The following is a 13645-nucleotide window of genomic DNA, read 5'->3' on the forward strand; positions in this document are numbered from 1 at the left end:
ACCCTGGTCAGGCGGGGACGCGCGCGGTCTCCGCGATCGTGGCCGACCCGAGGACGCGGTCGCCGTCGTAGAGGACGGCGGCCTGGCCGGTCGCCACGCCCCGCGCGGGCGTGGCCAGGCGGACGCGCAGCTCGTTCCCGGTGTGCTCGGCCGTGCAGTCGTGGACCTCGCCGTGCGCGCGGAGCTGGACCTGGCACTCGAACGGGCCCCGCGGGGCCTCGCTCAGCCACACGGGGCGCTCGCCGGTGATCTCGTGGACGTCCAGCGACTCGCGCGGCCCCACCGTCACGGTGTTGGTGACCGGGGAGATGTCGAGGACGTAGCGGGGCCGCCCGTCCGGCGCCGGGGTGCCGATCCGCAGGCCCTTGCGCTGCCCGATCGTGTAGGCGTAGGCGCCGTCGTGCTCGCCGACCTCGTTGCCGTCGGCGTCGACGATCGGGCCGGGCGCCGACCCCAGCCGCTCGGCCAGGAAGCCGCGCGTGTCGCCGTCGGCGATGAAGCAGATGTCGTGGCTGTCGGGCTTGTCGGCGACCTGGAGGCCGCGGCGCTCCGCCTCCAGCCGGATGTCGGCCTTGGAGGTGTCGCCGAGCGGGAACAGCGCGTGCGCGAGCTGCTCGGGCGTGCAGACGGCCAGGACGTACGACTGGTCCTTGCCCGCGTCGACGCCGCGCCGCAGGACGCCGCCGTCCAGCCGCGCGTAGTGGCCGGTGCAGACGGCGTCGAAGCCGAGCGCCATCGCCCGGTCCAGCAGCGCCGCGAACTTGATCTTCTCGTTGCAGCGCAGGCACGGGTTCGGGGTGCGGCCCGCCGCGTACTCGCTGACGAAGTCCTCCACCACGTCCCGGTGGAAGCGCTCGGCGAGGTCCCACACGTAGAACGGGATGCCGATCACGTCGGCGGCGCGGCGGGCGTCCCGGGAGTCCTCCAGGGTGCAGCAGCCGCGCGCCCCCGTCCGGTACGACTGGGGATTGCTGGACAGGGCCATGTGGACGCCGGTCACATCGTGCCCGGCCTCGGCGGCGCGGGCGGCGGCCACGGCGGAGTCGACGCCGCCCGACATGGCGGCGAGTACACGGAGAGGCATAGTCCTTCGAGCGTACGCGGCGTGGCCCGGTCTCCCGACTCCATTTCCGCGTACGATTGGGGCCGCTATGGGAATCTTCCGTCGTCCGCGCGAGGCGTCCGCCGCCGCACCGCCCGCCATCAGCGAGTTCTGGGAGTGGTGGGCGCAGGCCCGCCCGACGATCGAGGCCTCGCTGGCCGCCGGGCCGGAGCCGTCCGAGGAGTCCGATCCGGCCGCGCCCGGTGAGGGCCTGTCCGCCGAGACGATGGAGGAGCTGTCCCGCCTCGTCCACAAGATCCACCCCGAGCTCCAGTGGGAGATCGGCGGTGCCGACGACCGCCACCCCTCGCTGACCGTCACCGGCGGCGGCGACCCCGAGCTGCGCGGCCTGACCGAGCGCTGGGCGCGCTCCGCCCCGTCCGGCTCCGCCGCGGGCGGCTGGAGCTTCCACCCGTCCCGCCAGGCCGACCCGGAGATGCTCGGCCAGGACCTCATCCTCGGCGACCACGAGTTCGACCTGGAGTACGTCCGGCTCGGCATGCGCGCCGACGCCGACCGCGCCCGCGTGCACATCACCGCCTACCACCCCGACTTCCTGTTCGTCTCCGAGGAGCAGCAGCTCCAGGTCGCGCTGAACGTCCTGCACTGGGCGCTCGGGGAGGACGACGTGGCCCGCTGGATCGGCGAGGTCACGATCGCGACCGAGGCGCCGATCGACTCCCTCCCGCCGTCCATGCTGTCCGCGGTCGTGGAGCAGATCTCCGAGCCGTTCGCCGAGCCGGCCTGGCTGACCGGCGAGGGCCGCACGCCCCGCGGCCACCCCGCCCGCCTCGGCGCCCGGTTCCCGCTGCACCGGCAGGACTACCCGCTCTGCGACCTGCACGTGGCGATCACCGTCCCGTACGCCAACAGCAACCCCGACCGGCTCCCCGTCGAGCCGTCGTCGGGCGCGCTGCGCGCGTTCGAGAAGAAGCTCGCCAAGCTCGGCGACCGCGCCGTCCTCGCCGTCCGCGAGACCGGCGACGGCCTGCGCGTCTTCCACCTGTACGCCGACCCCGACTCCGGCGTCATCTCCGAACTCGACCAGCTGGCCGCGGGCTGGCCGGAGGGCAAGGCCAAGGTCGCCTCCACCAGCGACCCCGGCTGGCGAGCCCTGGCCCCCTACCAGCCGTGACTCCCAGGGGCTAGTTGCTCGCGTCCACCTTGCGGTAGCGGGCTTCGCAGAAGTTGTAGAGGCCGAAGGTGATGACGCCGAGGGCGATGGCGGCCAGGCCCCAGGGGCCGGCGGGGGTCGAGGCGAACTCGCGGAGGGTGCCGTCCAGGCCCTGGGCCTTGTCGGGCTGGAAGCTGACGGCCGCGTAGGCGAGGAAGGCGCCGACGGCGGCGACGACGAGGCCGCGGGCGGTGTTGCCGACGATCGCGAGGGGCTTGACGACGCGGCGCGCGGTCCTGCCCATCTCCCAGGACTTGAGTTCCTTCATGAACTTGTGCCGGAAGGCGTTCACGACCATGACCGCGCCCACGACGAGGAAGCCCACCGCGACCGCCAGGACGAGCCAGCGGCCGCCGGGCGCCTCCATGAGCCGCGCGGTGTAGGTCTTGGACTGCTTGTCGCTCGACGAGCCGTGGTGGCCGAAGAGGAACGCGAGGGTCCCGACGAAGGCGACCGCGTAAATGACGGCGCGTGCGGCCGACATCAGGCGCTTGGTCGCCTTGTCGCCGTCCGGGACGGGACGGCCGAGCAGGGCCTCCGCGATCTGCCAGAGGACGAGCGCGGCGAAGCCGACCGCCATCAGCGCGATGAGGACGAGGCCGCCCGGTTTGCCGGCGATGGTCTCCAGCGCGCCCGTGCGGTCGGCCTCCTTCCCGCCGCCGCCGAAGGCGACCTGGAGGGCCAGCCAGCCGATGAGGAGGTAGAGCAGGCCGCGCGCGACCAGCCCCACCCGGGACATGTGGTGGAACCAAGGGTGTCCCGCCGCCTGCTTGAGCCCGCGGCTCACATCCGTCGTCACGGCCACGCTGTCCCCGTTCAAGGGGAGGTCAAACCAGCGTCAGCTGAGGCCCGCGCGGCGGGCGCGCTCGACGACCGGGCCGATGGCGTCGGCGAGGGCCTTCACGTCGGCCTCGGTGCTGGTGTGGCCGAGGGAGAACCGCAGCGACCCTCGGGCCCGCTCGGCGCCCGCGTCCATGGCGACCAGGACATGGCTGGGCTGGGAGACGCCCGCCGAGCAGGCCGATCCGGTGGAGCAGGCGATGCCGCGCGCGTCCAGGAGCATGAGCAGGGCGTCGCCCTCGCAGCCGGGGAAGGAGAAGTGCGCGTTGCCGGGGAGGCGGTCGTCGGGGTCGCCGTTCAGCACCGCCTCGGGGACCGCGTCCCGGACGGCGGCGATCAGCTCGTCGCGCAGCCCGGCGAGGCGGGCCGCCTCGGCTTCGCGGCGGGCGACCGCGGCCCGGACGGCGGCGGCGAAGCCCGCGATGGCGGGGGCGTCGAGCGTCCCGGACCGGACGTCGCGCTCCTGGCCGCCGCCGTGCAGCAGCGGCACCGGGTCGAGGAACACCGGCGGCTTCGGCTTGGCCAGCAGCAGCGCGCCGACGCCGATCGGGCCGCCGAGCTTGTGGCCGGTGATGGTCAGGGCCTGCGCGCCGCTCGCCGCGAACCCGACGGGCAGCTGCCCGGCGGCCTGGACGGCGTCGGTGTGCAGGGGGACGCCGCGCTCGCCGGCGGCGGCGGCCAGTTCGGCGACGGGCTGGACGGTGCCGACCTCGTTGTTGGCCCACATCACGGTGGCGAGGGCCACGTCGTCGCCGGAGCCGAGCAGTTCGCGCAGCGCGTCCGGAGCGACGCGGCCGAGCCCGTCCACCGGGACGACGTCGACGCGGGCGCCCTCGTGGTCGGCGAGCCACTGGACCGCGTCCAGGACCGCGTGGTGCTCGACGGCGCCGACGAGCACGCGGGTGCGGGCCGGGTCGGCGGCGCGGCGCGCCCAGTAGATCCCCTTGACGGCGAGGTTGTCGGCCTCGGTGCCGCCGGAGGTGAACACGACCTCGCTCGGACGGGCGCCGAACGCCTCGGCGATGAGCTCGCGGGACTCCTCGACGACGCGCCGGGCGCGCCGGCCCGCGGCGTGCAGCGAGGAGGGATTGCCGAGCTCGCGCAACTCCGCCGTCATCGCCTCGATGGCCTCGGGCAGCATCGGGGTGGTCGCCGCATGGTCGAGGTAGGTCACCACGCGGACAACAGTATCCGCGCCCTTCCTGTTCCCTTCCGGTGCCCGGTGCGACGGCCGGAAGCCGGGCCTCGACAGGGGGAATAGCGGGCGCCCGCCCCCGGTTGGCCCGTATACCGTCCAGCCGGTACAGTAAGGACGTCATGAAACGGGAAGCCCTCTTGGACGCAGCCGAGTCCGTGCTCTTCGAGCAGGGGACGCAGGCGCTGACCCTCAGCGCGGTCGCCGACCGCGCCGGCGTCAGCAAGGGAGGGCTGCTCTACCACTTCCCCACCAAGGAGGCGCTCGTCCGGGCCATGGTGGCGCGGGTCATCGAGGAGTTCGACGGCCTGATCGCCTCCTACGACGACGGCACGCCGGGGTCCTACACCCGGGCCTACGTCGAGGCCACGTTCGAGATCCTCACCGGTGAGGCCCGCGCCTACCGGCGGTGGTCGGCCATCACGGCCGCGGCCGCCGACCCCGAGCAGGCCGAGCCGCTGAACGAGGCGATGCGCCGCTGGCACGGCCACGACCCGGCGGACGATCCCGACCCGGGCGACGCGGCGGTCGTCAGGCTGGCGGCCGAGGGCCTCTGGGAGGTGGTCAGCCATGATCCCGGGCTGTACGACGCCGAGCAGCTCAGAGCGCTGAAACAGCGGCTTCTGGGGTTGCTGGAGCGCTGACGCCGGGGGCGCGCCGCCCGCGCCCCGCCCGACCTTCCGGGCGTTCCGGGCCCACACGGGTTTGGAGCGTTCCATGACCTATGTCACACGACGGCGCACGTCCCGCGACGGCGCACGTCGCGGACGCCGCATGCCACACGCCGGGGTTCGCCCCGCCGAGACGAGAAAGAGGTGAACAATGCTGTTCCGTGCCCGTTCGGGGACGTTCCTGACCTTCGCACTGGCCGGTCTGCTGACCGGAGTGTGGGTGGCGCGCATGCCCGCGCTGGCCGGCAAGTTCGGGACGAACGAGGGCGAGATCGGCATCGTCGTCCTCGTCTGGGGGCTCGGCGCGATCGCGGCCATGCAGGCGCTGCGCGGCGTGATGGCGCGGGCCGGCAGCCGCGCCGTCCTGCGGATCGCCCTGCCGCTGACGGGCCTGTCGTACGCGGCGGTGGCGCTCGCCCCCACCTACGGCGTGCTCCTCGGCGCCGTCGCGCTGTTCGGCATGACGTTCGGGATCACCGACATCGCGATGAACGCGCAGGGCAGCGTCGTCGAGCAGGCGTACCGCCGGTCCGTCATGAGCGGCATGCACGCCGGCTGGTGCGTCGGCGCGATGAGCGGCGGCCTGTTCGGCGTCGCGACCGCCGCCGCCGGTTTCGGGTTCACCGAGACCGTGCTGGTCACCGCGGTGCTGTCGGTGCCCGCCGGGCTCGCGCTCGGCCGCACCTACCTGCCCGACCCCGCCGCGCCCGCCGCGTCCGGGACGGGACGCGGGGCGCGCCGGATGCCCCCCGCCGTCTACCTGATCGGCGTCCTCGCGTTCATCGCCTTCATGACCGAGGGGTCGATCGCCGACTGGAGCGGGCTGCTGCTGCACGACGAGCTCGGCGCGACCGAGGCCGTCGCCGCGGCCGGCTACCCGATGTTCGAGCTGGCGATGCTGCTCGGGCGGCTCGTCGGCGACCGCGTCCGGATGCGGGTCGGCACCCGCCGGCTGCTGGTCGGGGCCGGCCTCGGGACCGCCGCCGGCATGACCGTCGTCGTGCTGGCCCCGGTCCCCGCGGTGGCGATCGCCGGGTTCTTCCTGACCGGGCTCGTGGTCTGCACGGTCGTCCCGACGACGATCTCGCTGGCGGGCTCCGCCGCTCCGGACCGTCCCGGCGCGGCCGTCGCCCAGGTCGGCGCGATGGGCTACGGCGGCCTGCTGCTCGGGCCGGTCGTGGTCGGCTTCCTGTCGGAGGCGACGTCCCTGCGGGTCGGCGTCGGCGTGGTCGTCGTGCTGGCGCTGCTGATCGCGGCGGGCGCCCGGTACGCGCCGCTGCGCGCGACCGCGGACATCTCCGTCCCCGCCCCGGCCGAGCCCCCGGCGCAGGCTCCGGCGGCGGGCGACTCCCGGCCGGAACCCGTCGCCGCCTGAGGCCCACATCCGATATAACCCCTTCCACGACGGGTGTGTGGGGGCGGTATGGACGGATGGCGGGTTCCCGGCTACAGCGAGATGCGCGTTCTCGGCGAGGGCGCGCAGGGTCGCGTCGTGCTCGCGCGGCACGACGCGACGGGGCGTCCAGCGGCGATCAAGTACCTGGCGCCGGCCCTCGCCGGTGACGCGGAGTTCCGCGAACGGTTCCGCGGCGAGGCCGACCTGCTCAGCCGGCTGCGCAACCCGTACGTCGCCCAGCTGTTCGGTCTCGTCGAGACGCCGGACGGCGCGGCGATCGTCATGGAGGCGGTGGACGGGGCGCCGCTGAAGTCGGTGCTCGCCGAGCGGGGGCCGCTGGCGCCCGAGGCCGCCCTGGCGGTGCTCAAGGGCTCGCTGCTGGGCCTCGCCGCCGCGCACGGCCTCGGCATCGTCCACCGCGACTACAAGCCCGCGAACGTGATCGTGCGCGGCGACGGGCTGAGCAAGCTGATCGACTTCGGCATCGCGGTGGACGCGGGCGCGTCCGGGCGGTCGGGGACGCCGGTCTACATGGCCCCCGAGCAGTGGCGGGACGAGCCCGCCTCCCCCGCGACCGACGTGTACGCGGCGGCGTGCGTGTTCTACGAGTGCGTGACGGGACACCGCCCGTACACCGCCGGGAACCCGGCCGGGCTGATGGGCCGCCACCTCACGGCCCCGATCCCGGTGGGGGACGTCCCCGGGCCGCTCCGCCCGCTGATCGAGCGCGGGCTGGCGAAGAACCCGTGGGACCGTCCGCCGGGCGCCGCCGCGTTCGTCTCCGAACTGGAGTCGGTCGCGGCGGGCGCGTACGGGACCGACTGGGAGGGACGCGGCATCCGCACGCTCGCGGGCGCCGCCGCCGCGCTGTCGGTGCTGTTCCCCCTGACCGCGCTCGGCCTCGGCGGGGGCGGCGCCTCGGCGGGCGCGGCCGGGGCCGCGGGCACCGCCGGGGCCGCCGGGGTCGCCGGGTCGGGGGGCGCCGCGGGGACGGGCGGAGCCGGAGCGGCGGGCGCGGCGGGCAAGGGCGTCATCGGCACGCTCGGCGTGAAGGGCACGGCGGCCGTCGCGGGCGGCGCCGCGGCCGTGGCCGTGGGCGGCGGCGCGGCGGTCTACGTCGCCACGGCGCAGGAGGCGCCCAAGCCGATCGTCGCGCGGCTGGTGGCGCTCAGCGAGCCGCGGCGGGAACTCGGCGGCGGGATGACGTTCCAGGCGCAGGGCCGGGTCGTGCGCGTCACGGGCGGGGACGCCACGCTCAACCGGAAGATCAACCAGGCGCTGCGGGCGCCGCTCGAACGGCGCTGGGCGAAGACCCGCAACGGCTTGAAGGACATCGGCCGCGGCGCCTACACCGATGTCGTGACGCCGGCGATCCTCCTGCGCGGCGACCGGCTGCTGTCGGTCTGGTACAAGGTCGAGCTGCGCGGCGAGCGCGGGACGGGCTGGGACCAGTCCCAGGCGGCGACCGTCGACCTGCGGACCGGCGCCTCCTACCGGCCGACCGACCTGTTCCGCGTCCCGAGCGGCCAGGGCCTGAAGCCGCTGGACGGCAGGATCAAGGCCCGCCAGCCCGGCGGCGCCTACTGCGGCAGAGGCCAGGCGGGCGGCGCGGGCCTGCCGCAGGGCACCGACAACCCGTCCGCGTTCGTCGGGTCCGGCGAGGTCACCATGGCCCTCACCCCGACGGGGCTGCGCGTGGCCTTCTACCTCTCGACCCTGGGGTACGAGTCGGCGTGCGGGCAGCTCGACAACGTGCTCCCCTACGCCGAGGTCAACGACATTCTGAAGCCCGCGCTGCTCAAGGAGGTTCCGTACCCGTCGCCCAAGCGCTCCTGAACGACGGCGGCCCGGCGACGCGAGCGTCGCCGGGCCGTCCGCATGAGATCACTTGCGCTTGCTGATCTCCTCGGTGAGCTGCGGCGCGACCTGGAACAGGTCGCCCACCACGCCGTAGTCGACCAGCTCGAAGATCGGCGCCTCGGGGTCCTTGTTGACCGCGACGATGGTCTTCGAGGTCTGCATGCCGGCCCGGTGCTGGATGGCACCGGAGATGCCGACCGCGATGTACAGCTGCGGCGACACCGTCTTGCCGGTCTGGCCGACCTGGAACGAGTGCGGGTACCAGCCGGCGTCGGTCGCGGCGCGGGAGGCGCCGACGGCCGCGCCGAGCGAGTCGGCCAGCCCCTCGATGATCTTGAAGTTCTCGGCGCCGCCGACGCCGCGGCCGCCGGAGACCACGATCGCGGCCTCGGTCAGGTCCGGGCGCTCGCCCTTCTCCTGGACGACCTTCTCCACGATCTTGGCGCCCTTGTCGGCGTCCGAGAGCGTGACCGACACCTGCTCCTCGGCCGGGGTGGCCGGGGCCGCCTCGGGGGCGACGGAGTTCGGCCGCACCGCGATGATCGGCGTGCCCGTCCGCACCCTGGCGTGCGCGATGATCGCGCCGCCGAAGATGGAGTGCTCGCCGACGAAGCCGTCGGCGACGTCCACGACGTCGCTGAGCACGCCGGAGCCGGTCTTGACGGCGAGGCGGCCCGCGATCTCCTTGCCCTCGCCGGTCGCGGCCACCAGCACCGCGGCCGGGGACTTCTCGCTGACGAGCTGGGCCAGCAGCGCGGCCTTCGGGGCGACGACGTAGGAGGCCAGCTCCTCGTCGGCGGCCACGTAGACCTTGCCGGCGCCGTACTCGGCGAGCCTGTCCTTGGCGTTCTCGTAGCCCGGGCCGACCCATACGGCGGCGGCCTCGCCGAGCCGGTTCGCCAGCGTCAGCAGTTCGAGCGTGACCTTCTTGACCTCACCGTCGACGTGGTCGACGAGGACGAGAATCTCGGCCATGGTTGCAATCCCCTTCCTCGGTCAGACGAACTTCTTCGACGCGAGGAACTCGGCGATCTTCGCACCGCCGTCGCCCTCGTCGGTGACGATCTCGCCCTTCGCGCGCGGCGGCGCCTCGGCGAAGTCGACCACCTCGGTCGCGGCGTTCGCCAGGCCGACCCGCGACGCGTCGATGCCGGCGTCGCCGAGACCGAGCGTCTCGACCGGCTTCTTCTTGGCCGCCATGATCCCCTTGAACGAGGGGTAGCGCGGCTCGTTGATCTTCTCCACCACGGACACGACCGCGGGCAGGCTCGCCTCGACCCGGTCGAAGCCGTAGTCGGTCTGCCGCTGCACCTTGATGGACGTCCCGTCGATCTCGACCTTGTTGGCGAGCGAGAGCTGCGGGACGCCGAGGCGCTCGGCGAGCATCGCGGCGATCATGCCGGTGCGCGCGTCGGTGGACTCCGCGCCGAGGACGACCAGGTCGAACCCGGTGCGTCCGAGCGCCTGCTCCAGCGCGTACGAGGTCTGCAGCGCGTCGGAGCCCGCGAGGCCGTCGTCGAGGAGGTGGACGGCCTTGTCGGCGCCCATCGCCAGCGCCTTGCGGATGGAGTCGGTGGCCTTGTCGGGACCCATGGTGAGGACGGTCACCTCGCCGCCGTGGGCCTCCTTGATGCGCAGCGCCTCTTCGATGGCGTACTCGCAGAGTTCGTTGATGACTCCGTCCGCCGCGGCGCGGTCGAGCGTGCTGTCATCGGACTTCAGCTTGCGCGGGCTCTCCGTATCGGGAACCTGCTTCACCAGGACGACGATGTTCATGGCCGGTGGCCGACCTCCCTGCACTCAGTTGGCCGCTGAGGTAAGCGGCAGAGGGGCGCCGCCCATGGCGGGTCGACGCGGACATGCGCTTTCGCAGTCACAGCCTGCCAAACACCCGAACGTGCTTCGGAGCCGGGTCCCCGGTTCGGCCGTGCACGATAATGTTACTCGTCGGTAGCCTACTGGCAAATCCCAGTTCGTGAGACCTTACCCACGTGTGCGGCGGGTTTGCGGTGCATGCGGCGTCCCGAACCGGACGTGACGGACATCATGCCTCACACCCCGTTGACGGCGTGCTGGAGGCGGTCCATCGAGCTCTCCAGCGTCCGCTGCAGGCCGTAGGTCGGGGAGAAGCTCGGCGTCAGCGTCATCGCGCCGACGCCGACGAGCAGGCACAGCACGCCGAGGCCCACGACCGCGGCGGCGACCGCGCGCGGCCGCCGCGCCACCGGCAGGAACATCCGCTCCAGCTGGCGCCGCGGAGCGCTGACGCCCGGCGCCGTCCACAGCACGGCGGCCCCCGCCCCCGCGCCGAACGCGCAGGACGTCAGCGAGTCGAGCTTCCCGCCGACCGCCGACACCGCGGCGAGCCCGAGCGGGACGGCGACCGTGAACACCGCCGCGTAGGGGACGGTCAGCAGCGTCCGCCCGACCGCCCACGCCCAGCCGCGCGCCGTCGTGCCCGCCACCCGCAGCAGCGTCACCGCGGCCAGCGTCAGGACGAGACCCGCGATCGGCAGCATGATCACGACCCCGACGCCGGCGACCACGACCAGGGCCGCGAGCAGCCGTGCCCAGCCCTGCGTCACCGCCATGTCGTGCGCCGCCGCCTCGTGCGCCGCCGTCTCCCGTGTTCCGGCGGGGGACGCGGTCGGGACGTCCGCCGGAGCCGGGGCCGGGACCTGCGGCGCCAGCGCCTCGGCGGCGGGACGGGCGGCGGCCGGGGACGCGGCGGCCGCCGGAAGCTTCAGGCGGGACGCCGCCTCCGCCAGCTCGGCCGCCGACGGGCGGGCGGCCGGGTCGGGATGCGAGGCGGCCGCCACCAGCGGGCGCAGATCGGCGGGCAGCGCCTCGGCGGGCGCGTCCGGACGGCCGGTGGCGGCGAACGCCACCGTGGCCGCCCACGCGCGGACATCGTCCGCGGCGCCGGCGCCGGAGGTCAACGCGAAGTCGACGACGACCGGCGCGTCGTCCACCACCAGCACCGTTCCCGGCCCCAGCTCGCCGTGCGCGAGGCCGGCCAGGTGGATGGCGGCGAGAGCCTTGGCCAGCCCGAAGGCCATGCGGCGCAGCGCGTCCCCCGCCATCGGCCCTTGCTCGGCGACCGTCTCGGCGAGCGGACGCCCGGGGACGAACCGGAACACCACGTAGGGGCGCGGACCGGCGGCCTCGCCGTCCAGGACGTCCGCCACGTAGGGGCTGAGCACCTCGCGCATCCGCGGGACGTCGGGCGCGGCGCCCGGCGGCAGGAGCCGGATCGCCACGTCGCGGCCGTCGGGGCCCGCGGCGCGGTGGACGTCGCCGGTTCCGCCGCCCAGCCTGGACAGCAGCCTGTACGGACCGATGTGCGCCTGGTGGCTCGTCTCACCGCTCATAATGGGTCGCCACCCTATCGACCGGAGAGGGGACGCGCCCCCGTCGCCGGAGGCGCCGCGCGTCACGTCCCGGGGATGCTCGCCACGAGGTCGTGGACGTCGGCGCGCAGGCTCTCCAGATCCTGGCTCATCCCGTCCACCGGCGTGGTGTCGGGCGGCTGCCGCTGCGACAGCCCGACCAGCACCGCGGCGAAGATCCCGAGGATGAGGGCCCCGACGAGGGCGGCCTCGGCGCGCGGCAGCACCGCTCCCCAGATGCGGGCCAGCTGGCGGCGGGGCGCGCCGCTGCCCGGCGCGAGGCAGAGCAGCCCGATCACGGCCATCGCCGCGTAGGCGATGGCCCGGGAGGCGGTCATCGCCGGATCGGCGAAGATCAGCACACCGAGAAAGATCAGCCCCGCGAGGCCGCTGAGCGACGTCCACAGCACGGTCGACATCAGCGCGCCGGGAAGGTGCAGCGGCGTCCGGAACGCGGCCGCGACGGCGTCGCCCGAGCGCGGGCCCCGCCGCGTCTGCCGGCCCTCCATGCCCTTGGCCGCCTTGTCGCCCGCCCGCAGGACGAACACGCCGGCGACGGTGACGCCGAGGGCGAGCAGCGGCGCGATGTGGGCGAACCCCAGCAGCGCCACCAGGACGATGAAGCTGAGCACCCGGTACCAGCCGTAGGGCTTGCGCCGCTCCTTGTCGCGCTCGGACCCGTCGGCGCGGTCGGGACGGGCCTGGTCGGGGCGCTGCCGCGCCTCCGGCTCGTACGGGCCGCGCTGGAGCGCGCCCTGCGGCGGCTGGTTCGGCGGGGGCCCGTACTGCGGCGGCGGATACCCGCCCTGGTAGGGGCCCTGGTCGTAGGGGGCGGGCGGCCCGTAGCCGCGCTGCCCGTACTGCTCCCCCGCCTTGAACGGCGCGGGGCCGGGCGGCGGGACGGGCGGCGGCGCCGCGGGCGGCAGCTGGCCGACGAAGTCCTTCGGCTGCGCCGGGACGGGCGCGGGCGTCGGGACGGGTGCGGGCGCCGGGACCGGCATCCCGGGCGACGCCGACGACGTCCCGGACGACGGCGGGTCCTGCGGCGCCGGCATGGAGAACTGCCGGGAGTGGTCGGCGGCCGTCTCCTCCGGCCCCGGCTGCCCCGGCCCGCCCGGCGCACCGGCCGCACCCGCCGCGCCGGCGGCCCCGGCCGCCGGGTAGTGCCGGTCGACGCGCGTCTGGTCGGTGATGGTGGCTTCGAGATGGATGCGGCGCGTGAGCTGCACCAGGTTGACGGCCGTCGGCCGCTCGGCCGGGTGCCGCGCCATCGCCGACCGCAGCACGGGCAGCATCGCCTCGGGCACGCCGTCCAGATCGGGCGTGCTCTGCATGATCTTGTAGAAGATCGATTCGAAGGTGCCGGAGCCGAAGGGCGGGCGGCCGGTCGCGGCGTAGGCGACCGTCCCGCCCCAGGCGTGCACGTCCGACGGCGGGCCCGCGTCCTCACCCTCGATGATCTCCGGGGCGAGGTAGCCGGGGGTGCCGATGACCATGCCGGTCGCGGTCAGCCGGGTCGCGTCGGCGGCCTGCGCGATGCCGAAGTCGATCACGACGGGCTCGCCGTCCACGAGCATCACGTTGCCGGGCTTCATGTCGCGGTGCACGATCCCGGCGCCGTGGATCGCCGACAGCGCCGACGCCAGCCCCACGCCGAGCCGCTGCAGCGCCGGCCCGTAGATCGGGCCGGACTCCTCGACGATCTCCTCCAGCGTCCGGCCGGGCACGTACTGGGTCACGATGTAGGGCTGGTCGGCGGTCACGTCGGCGTCGAGGATCTCCGCGACGTGCGGGCTGTGGACCCTGCGCATCGAGTCGACCTCGCGGGCCAGCCGGCGACGCGCCGTGGCGTCTCCGGCGACCGCGGGCCGCAGCACCTTGATGGCCACGTTGCGCCCCTCGGGGTCGGCGCCGAGGTAGACGACGCCCATCCCCCCTTCCCCCAGGGTTCGCTGGACGCTGTAGTGGCCGATTCGGTCCCCGGACGTGACGGCTCCCCTCATCGTTTCCGAAACCCT

11 protein-coding genes are annotated in these 13645 nt (G+C 74.5%); 4 read left to right on the forward strand and 7 right to left on the reverse strand.

Annotation, left to right across the window (positions count from 1 at the left end; translation table 11 throughout):
- Positions 1-7: 7 nt before the first annotated feature.
- Positions 8-1084 (reverse strand): tRNA 2-thiouridine(34) synthase MnmA, encoded by a 1077-nt coding sequence (mnmA, locus tag AB0C87_RS19355; RefSeq protein WP_353834078.1) that lies wholly within the window; start codon positions 1082-1084, stop codon positions 8-10.
- A gap of 67 nt (positions 1085-1151) precedes the next feature.
- Between mnmA and AB0C87_RS19360 the strand changes: the two genes are divergently transcribed.
- Positions 1152-2237, forward strand: a complete 1086-nt coding sequence (locus tag AB0C87_RS19360; protein ID WP_345174800.1) for a DUF695 domain-containing protein — start codon at positions 1152-1154, stop codon at positions 2235-2237.
- A 10-nt stretch (positions 2238-2247) separates the two neighbouring features.
- Here AB0C87_RS19360 and AB0C87_RS19365 read toward each other — a convergent pair whose 3' ends face one another.
- Both AB0C87_RS19365 and AB0C87_RS19370 read right to left on the reverse strand, forming a co-directional pair.
- Complete coding sequence (locus AB0C87_RS19365) at positions 2248-3075, reverse strand: DUF1206 domain-containing protein (RefSeq protein WP_345174799.1); 828 nt, start codon at positions 3073-3075, stop codon at positions 2248-2250.
- A 39-nt stretch (positions 3076-3114) separates the two neighbouring features.
- The gene (locus tag AB0C87_RS19370; protein ID WP_345175205.1) at positions 3115-4290 is read right to left on the reverse strand and encodes a cysteine desulfurase family protein; all 1176 of its coding nucleotides are present in this window, start codon (positions 4288-4290) and stop codon (positions 3115-3117) included.
- A 143-nt stretch (positions 4291-4433) separates the two neighbouring features.
- On the opposite strand from AB0C87_RS19370, the gene AB0C87_RS19375 reads away from it, so the two are divergent.
- The 3 genes from AB0C87_RS19375 (at position 4434) to AB0C87_RS19385 (ending at position 8214) form a co-directional block, all read left to right on the forward strand.
- Positions 4434-4955 (forward strand): TetR/AcrR family transcriptional regulator, encoded by a 522-nt coding sequence (locus AB0C87_RS19375; protein ID WP_345174797.1) that lies wholly within the window; start codon positions 4434-4436, stop codon positions 4953-4955.
- Positions 4956-5133: 178 nt separating this feature from the next.
- A complete protein-coding gene (locus tag AB0C87_RS19380; protein WP_345174794.1) occupies positions 5134-6357 on the forward strand; it encodes an MFS transporter in 1224 nt (407 codons plus the stop codon).
- 48 nt (positions 6358-6405) lie between these two features.
- Positions 6406-8214 carry a serine/threonine-protein kinase gene (locus tag AB0C87_RS19385; protein ID WP_360578738.1) on the forward strand — a complete coding sequence of 603 codons (1809 nt, stop codon included), beginning with the start codon at positions 6406-6408 and terminating at the stop codon, positions 8212-8214.
- Between the two features lie 48 nt (positions 8215-8262).
- On the opposite strand, the gene AB0C87_RS19390 is transcribed toward AB0C87_RS19385, so the two are convergent.
- The 4 genes from AB0C87_RS19390 to AB0C87_RS19405 all read right to left on the reverse strand — a co-directional run bounded on the left by AB0C87_RS19390 (position 8263) and on the right by AB0C87_RS19405 (position 13630).
- Entirely contained in the window at positions 8263-9213 is a 951-nt protein-coding gene (locus AB0C87_RS19390) for an electron transfer flavoprotein subunit alpha/FixB family protein (RefSeq protein WP_360578740.1), read from the reverse strand.
- Positions 9214-9234: 21 nt separating this feature from the next.
- Positions 9235-10014, reverse strand: coding sequence for an electron transfer flavoprotein subunit beta/FixA family protein (locus AB0C87_RS19395; RefSeq protein ID WP_345174791.1), 780 nt, complete (start codon positions 10012-10014; stop codon positions 9235-9237).
- A 275-nt stretch (positions 10015-10289) separates the two neighbouring features.
- Positions 10290-11609, reverse strand: coding sequence for a hypothetical protein (locus AB0C87_RS19400; protein WP_360578741.1), 1320 nt, complete (start codon positions 11607-11609; stop codon positions 10290-10292).
- Between the two features lie 62 nt (positions 11610-11671).
- The gene (locus tag AB0C87_RS19405) at positions 11672-13630 is read right to left on the reverse strand and encodes a serine/threonine-protein kinase (protein WP_345174787.1); all 1959 of its coding nucleotides are present in this window, start codon (positions 13628-13630) and stop codon (positions 11672-11674) included.
- Positions 13631-13645 lie beyond the last annotated feature (15 nt).

Source organism: Actinomadura sp. NPDC048021 (assembly GCF_040653135.1).
Classification (GTDB): domain Bacteria; phylum Actinomycetota; class Actinomycetes; order Streptosporangiales; family Streptosporangiaceae; genus Spirillospora; species Spirillospora verrucosospora.

Bases quoted from the DNA above. Each gene is read 5' to 3' on its own strand.
- AB0C87_RS19390 (WP_360578740.1), bottom strand. From the start codon at position 9,213: ATGGCCGAGATTCTCGTCCTCGTCGACCACGTCGACGGTGAGGTCAAG.
- AB0C87_RS19380 (WP_345174794.1), top strand. From the start codon at position 5,134: ATGCTGTTCCGTGCCCGTTCGGGGACGTTCCTGACCTTCGCACTGGCC.
- AB0C87_RS19405 (WP_345174787.1), bottom strand. From the start codon at position 13,630: ATGAGGGGAGCCGTCACGTCCGGGGACCGAATCGGCCACTACAGCGTC.
- mnmA (WP_353834078.1), bottom strand. From the start codon at position 1,084: ATGCCTCTCCGTGTACTCGCCGCCATGTCGGGCGGCGTCGACTCCGCC.
- AB0C87_RS19375 (WP_345174797.1), top strand. From the start codon at position 4,434: ATGAAACGGGAAGCCCTCTTGGACGCAGCCGAGTCCGTGCTCTTCGAG.
- AB0C87_RS19360 (WP_345174800.1), top strand. From the start codon at position 1,152: ATGGGAATCTTCCGTCGTCCGCGCGAGGCGTCCGCCGCCGCACCGCCC.
- AB0C87_RS19400 (WP_360578741.1), bottom strand. From the start codon at position 11,609: ATGAGCGGTGAGACGAGCCACCAGGCGCACATCGGTCCGTACAGGCTG.
- AB0C87_RS19395 (WP_345174791.1), bottom strand. From the start codon at position 10,014: ATGAACATCGTCGTCCTGGTGAAGCAGGTTCCCGATACGGAGAGCCCG.
- AB0C87_RS19385 (WP_360578738.1), top strand. From the start codon at position 6,406: ATGGACGGATGGCGGGTTCCCGGCTACAGCGAGATGCGCGTTCTCGGC.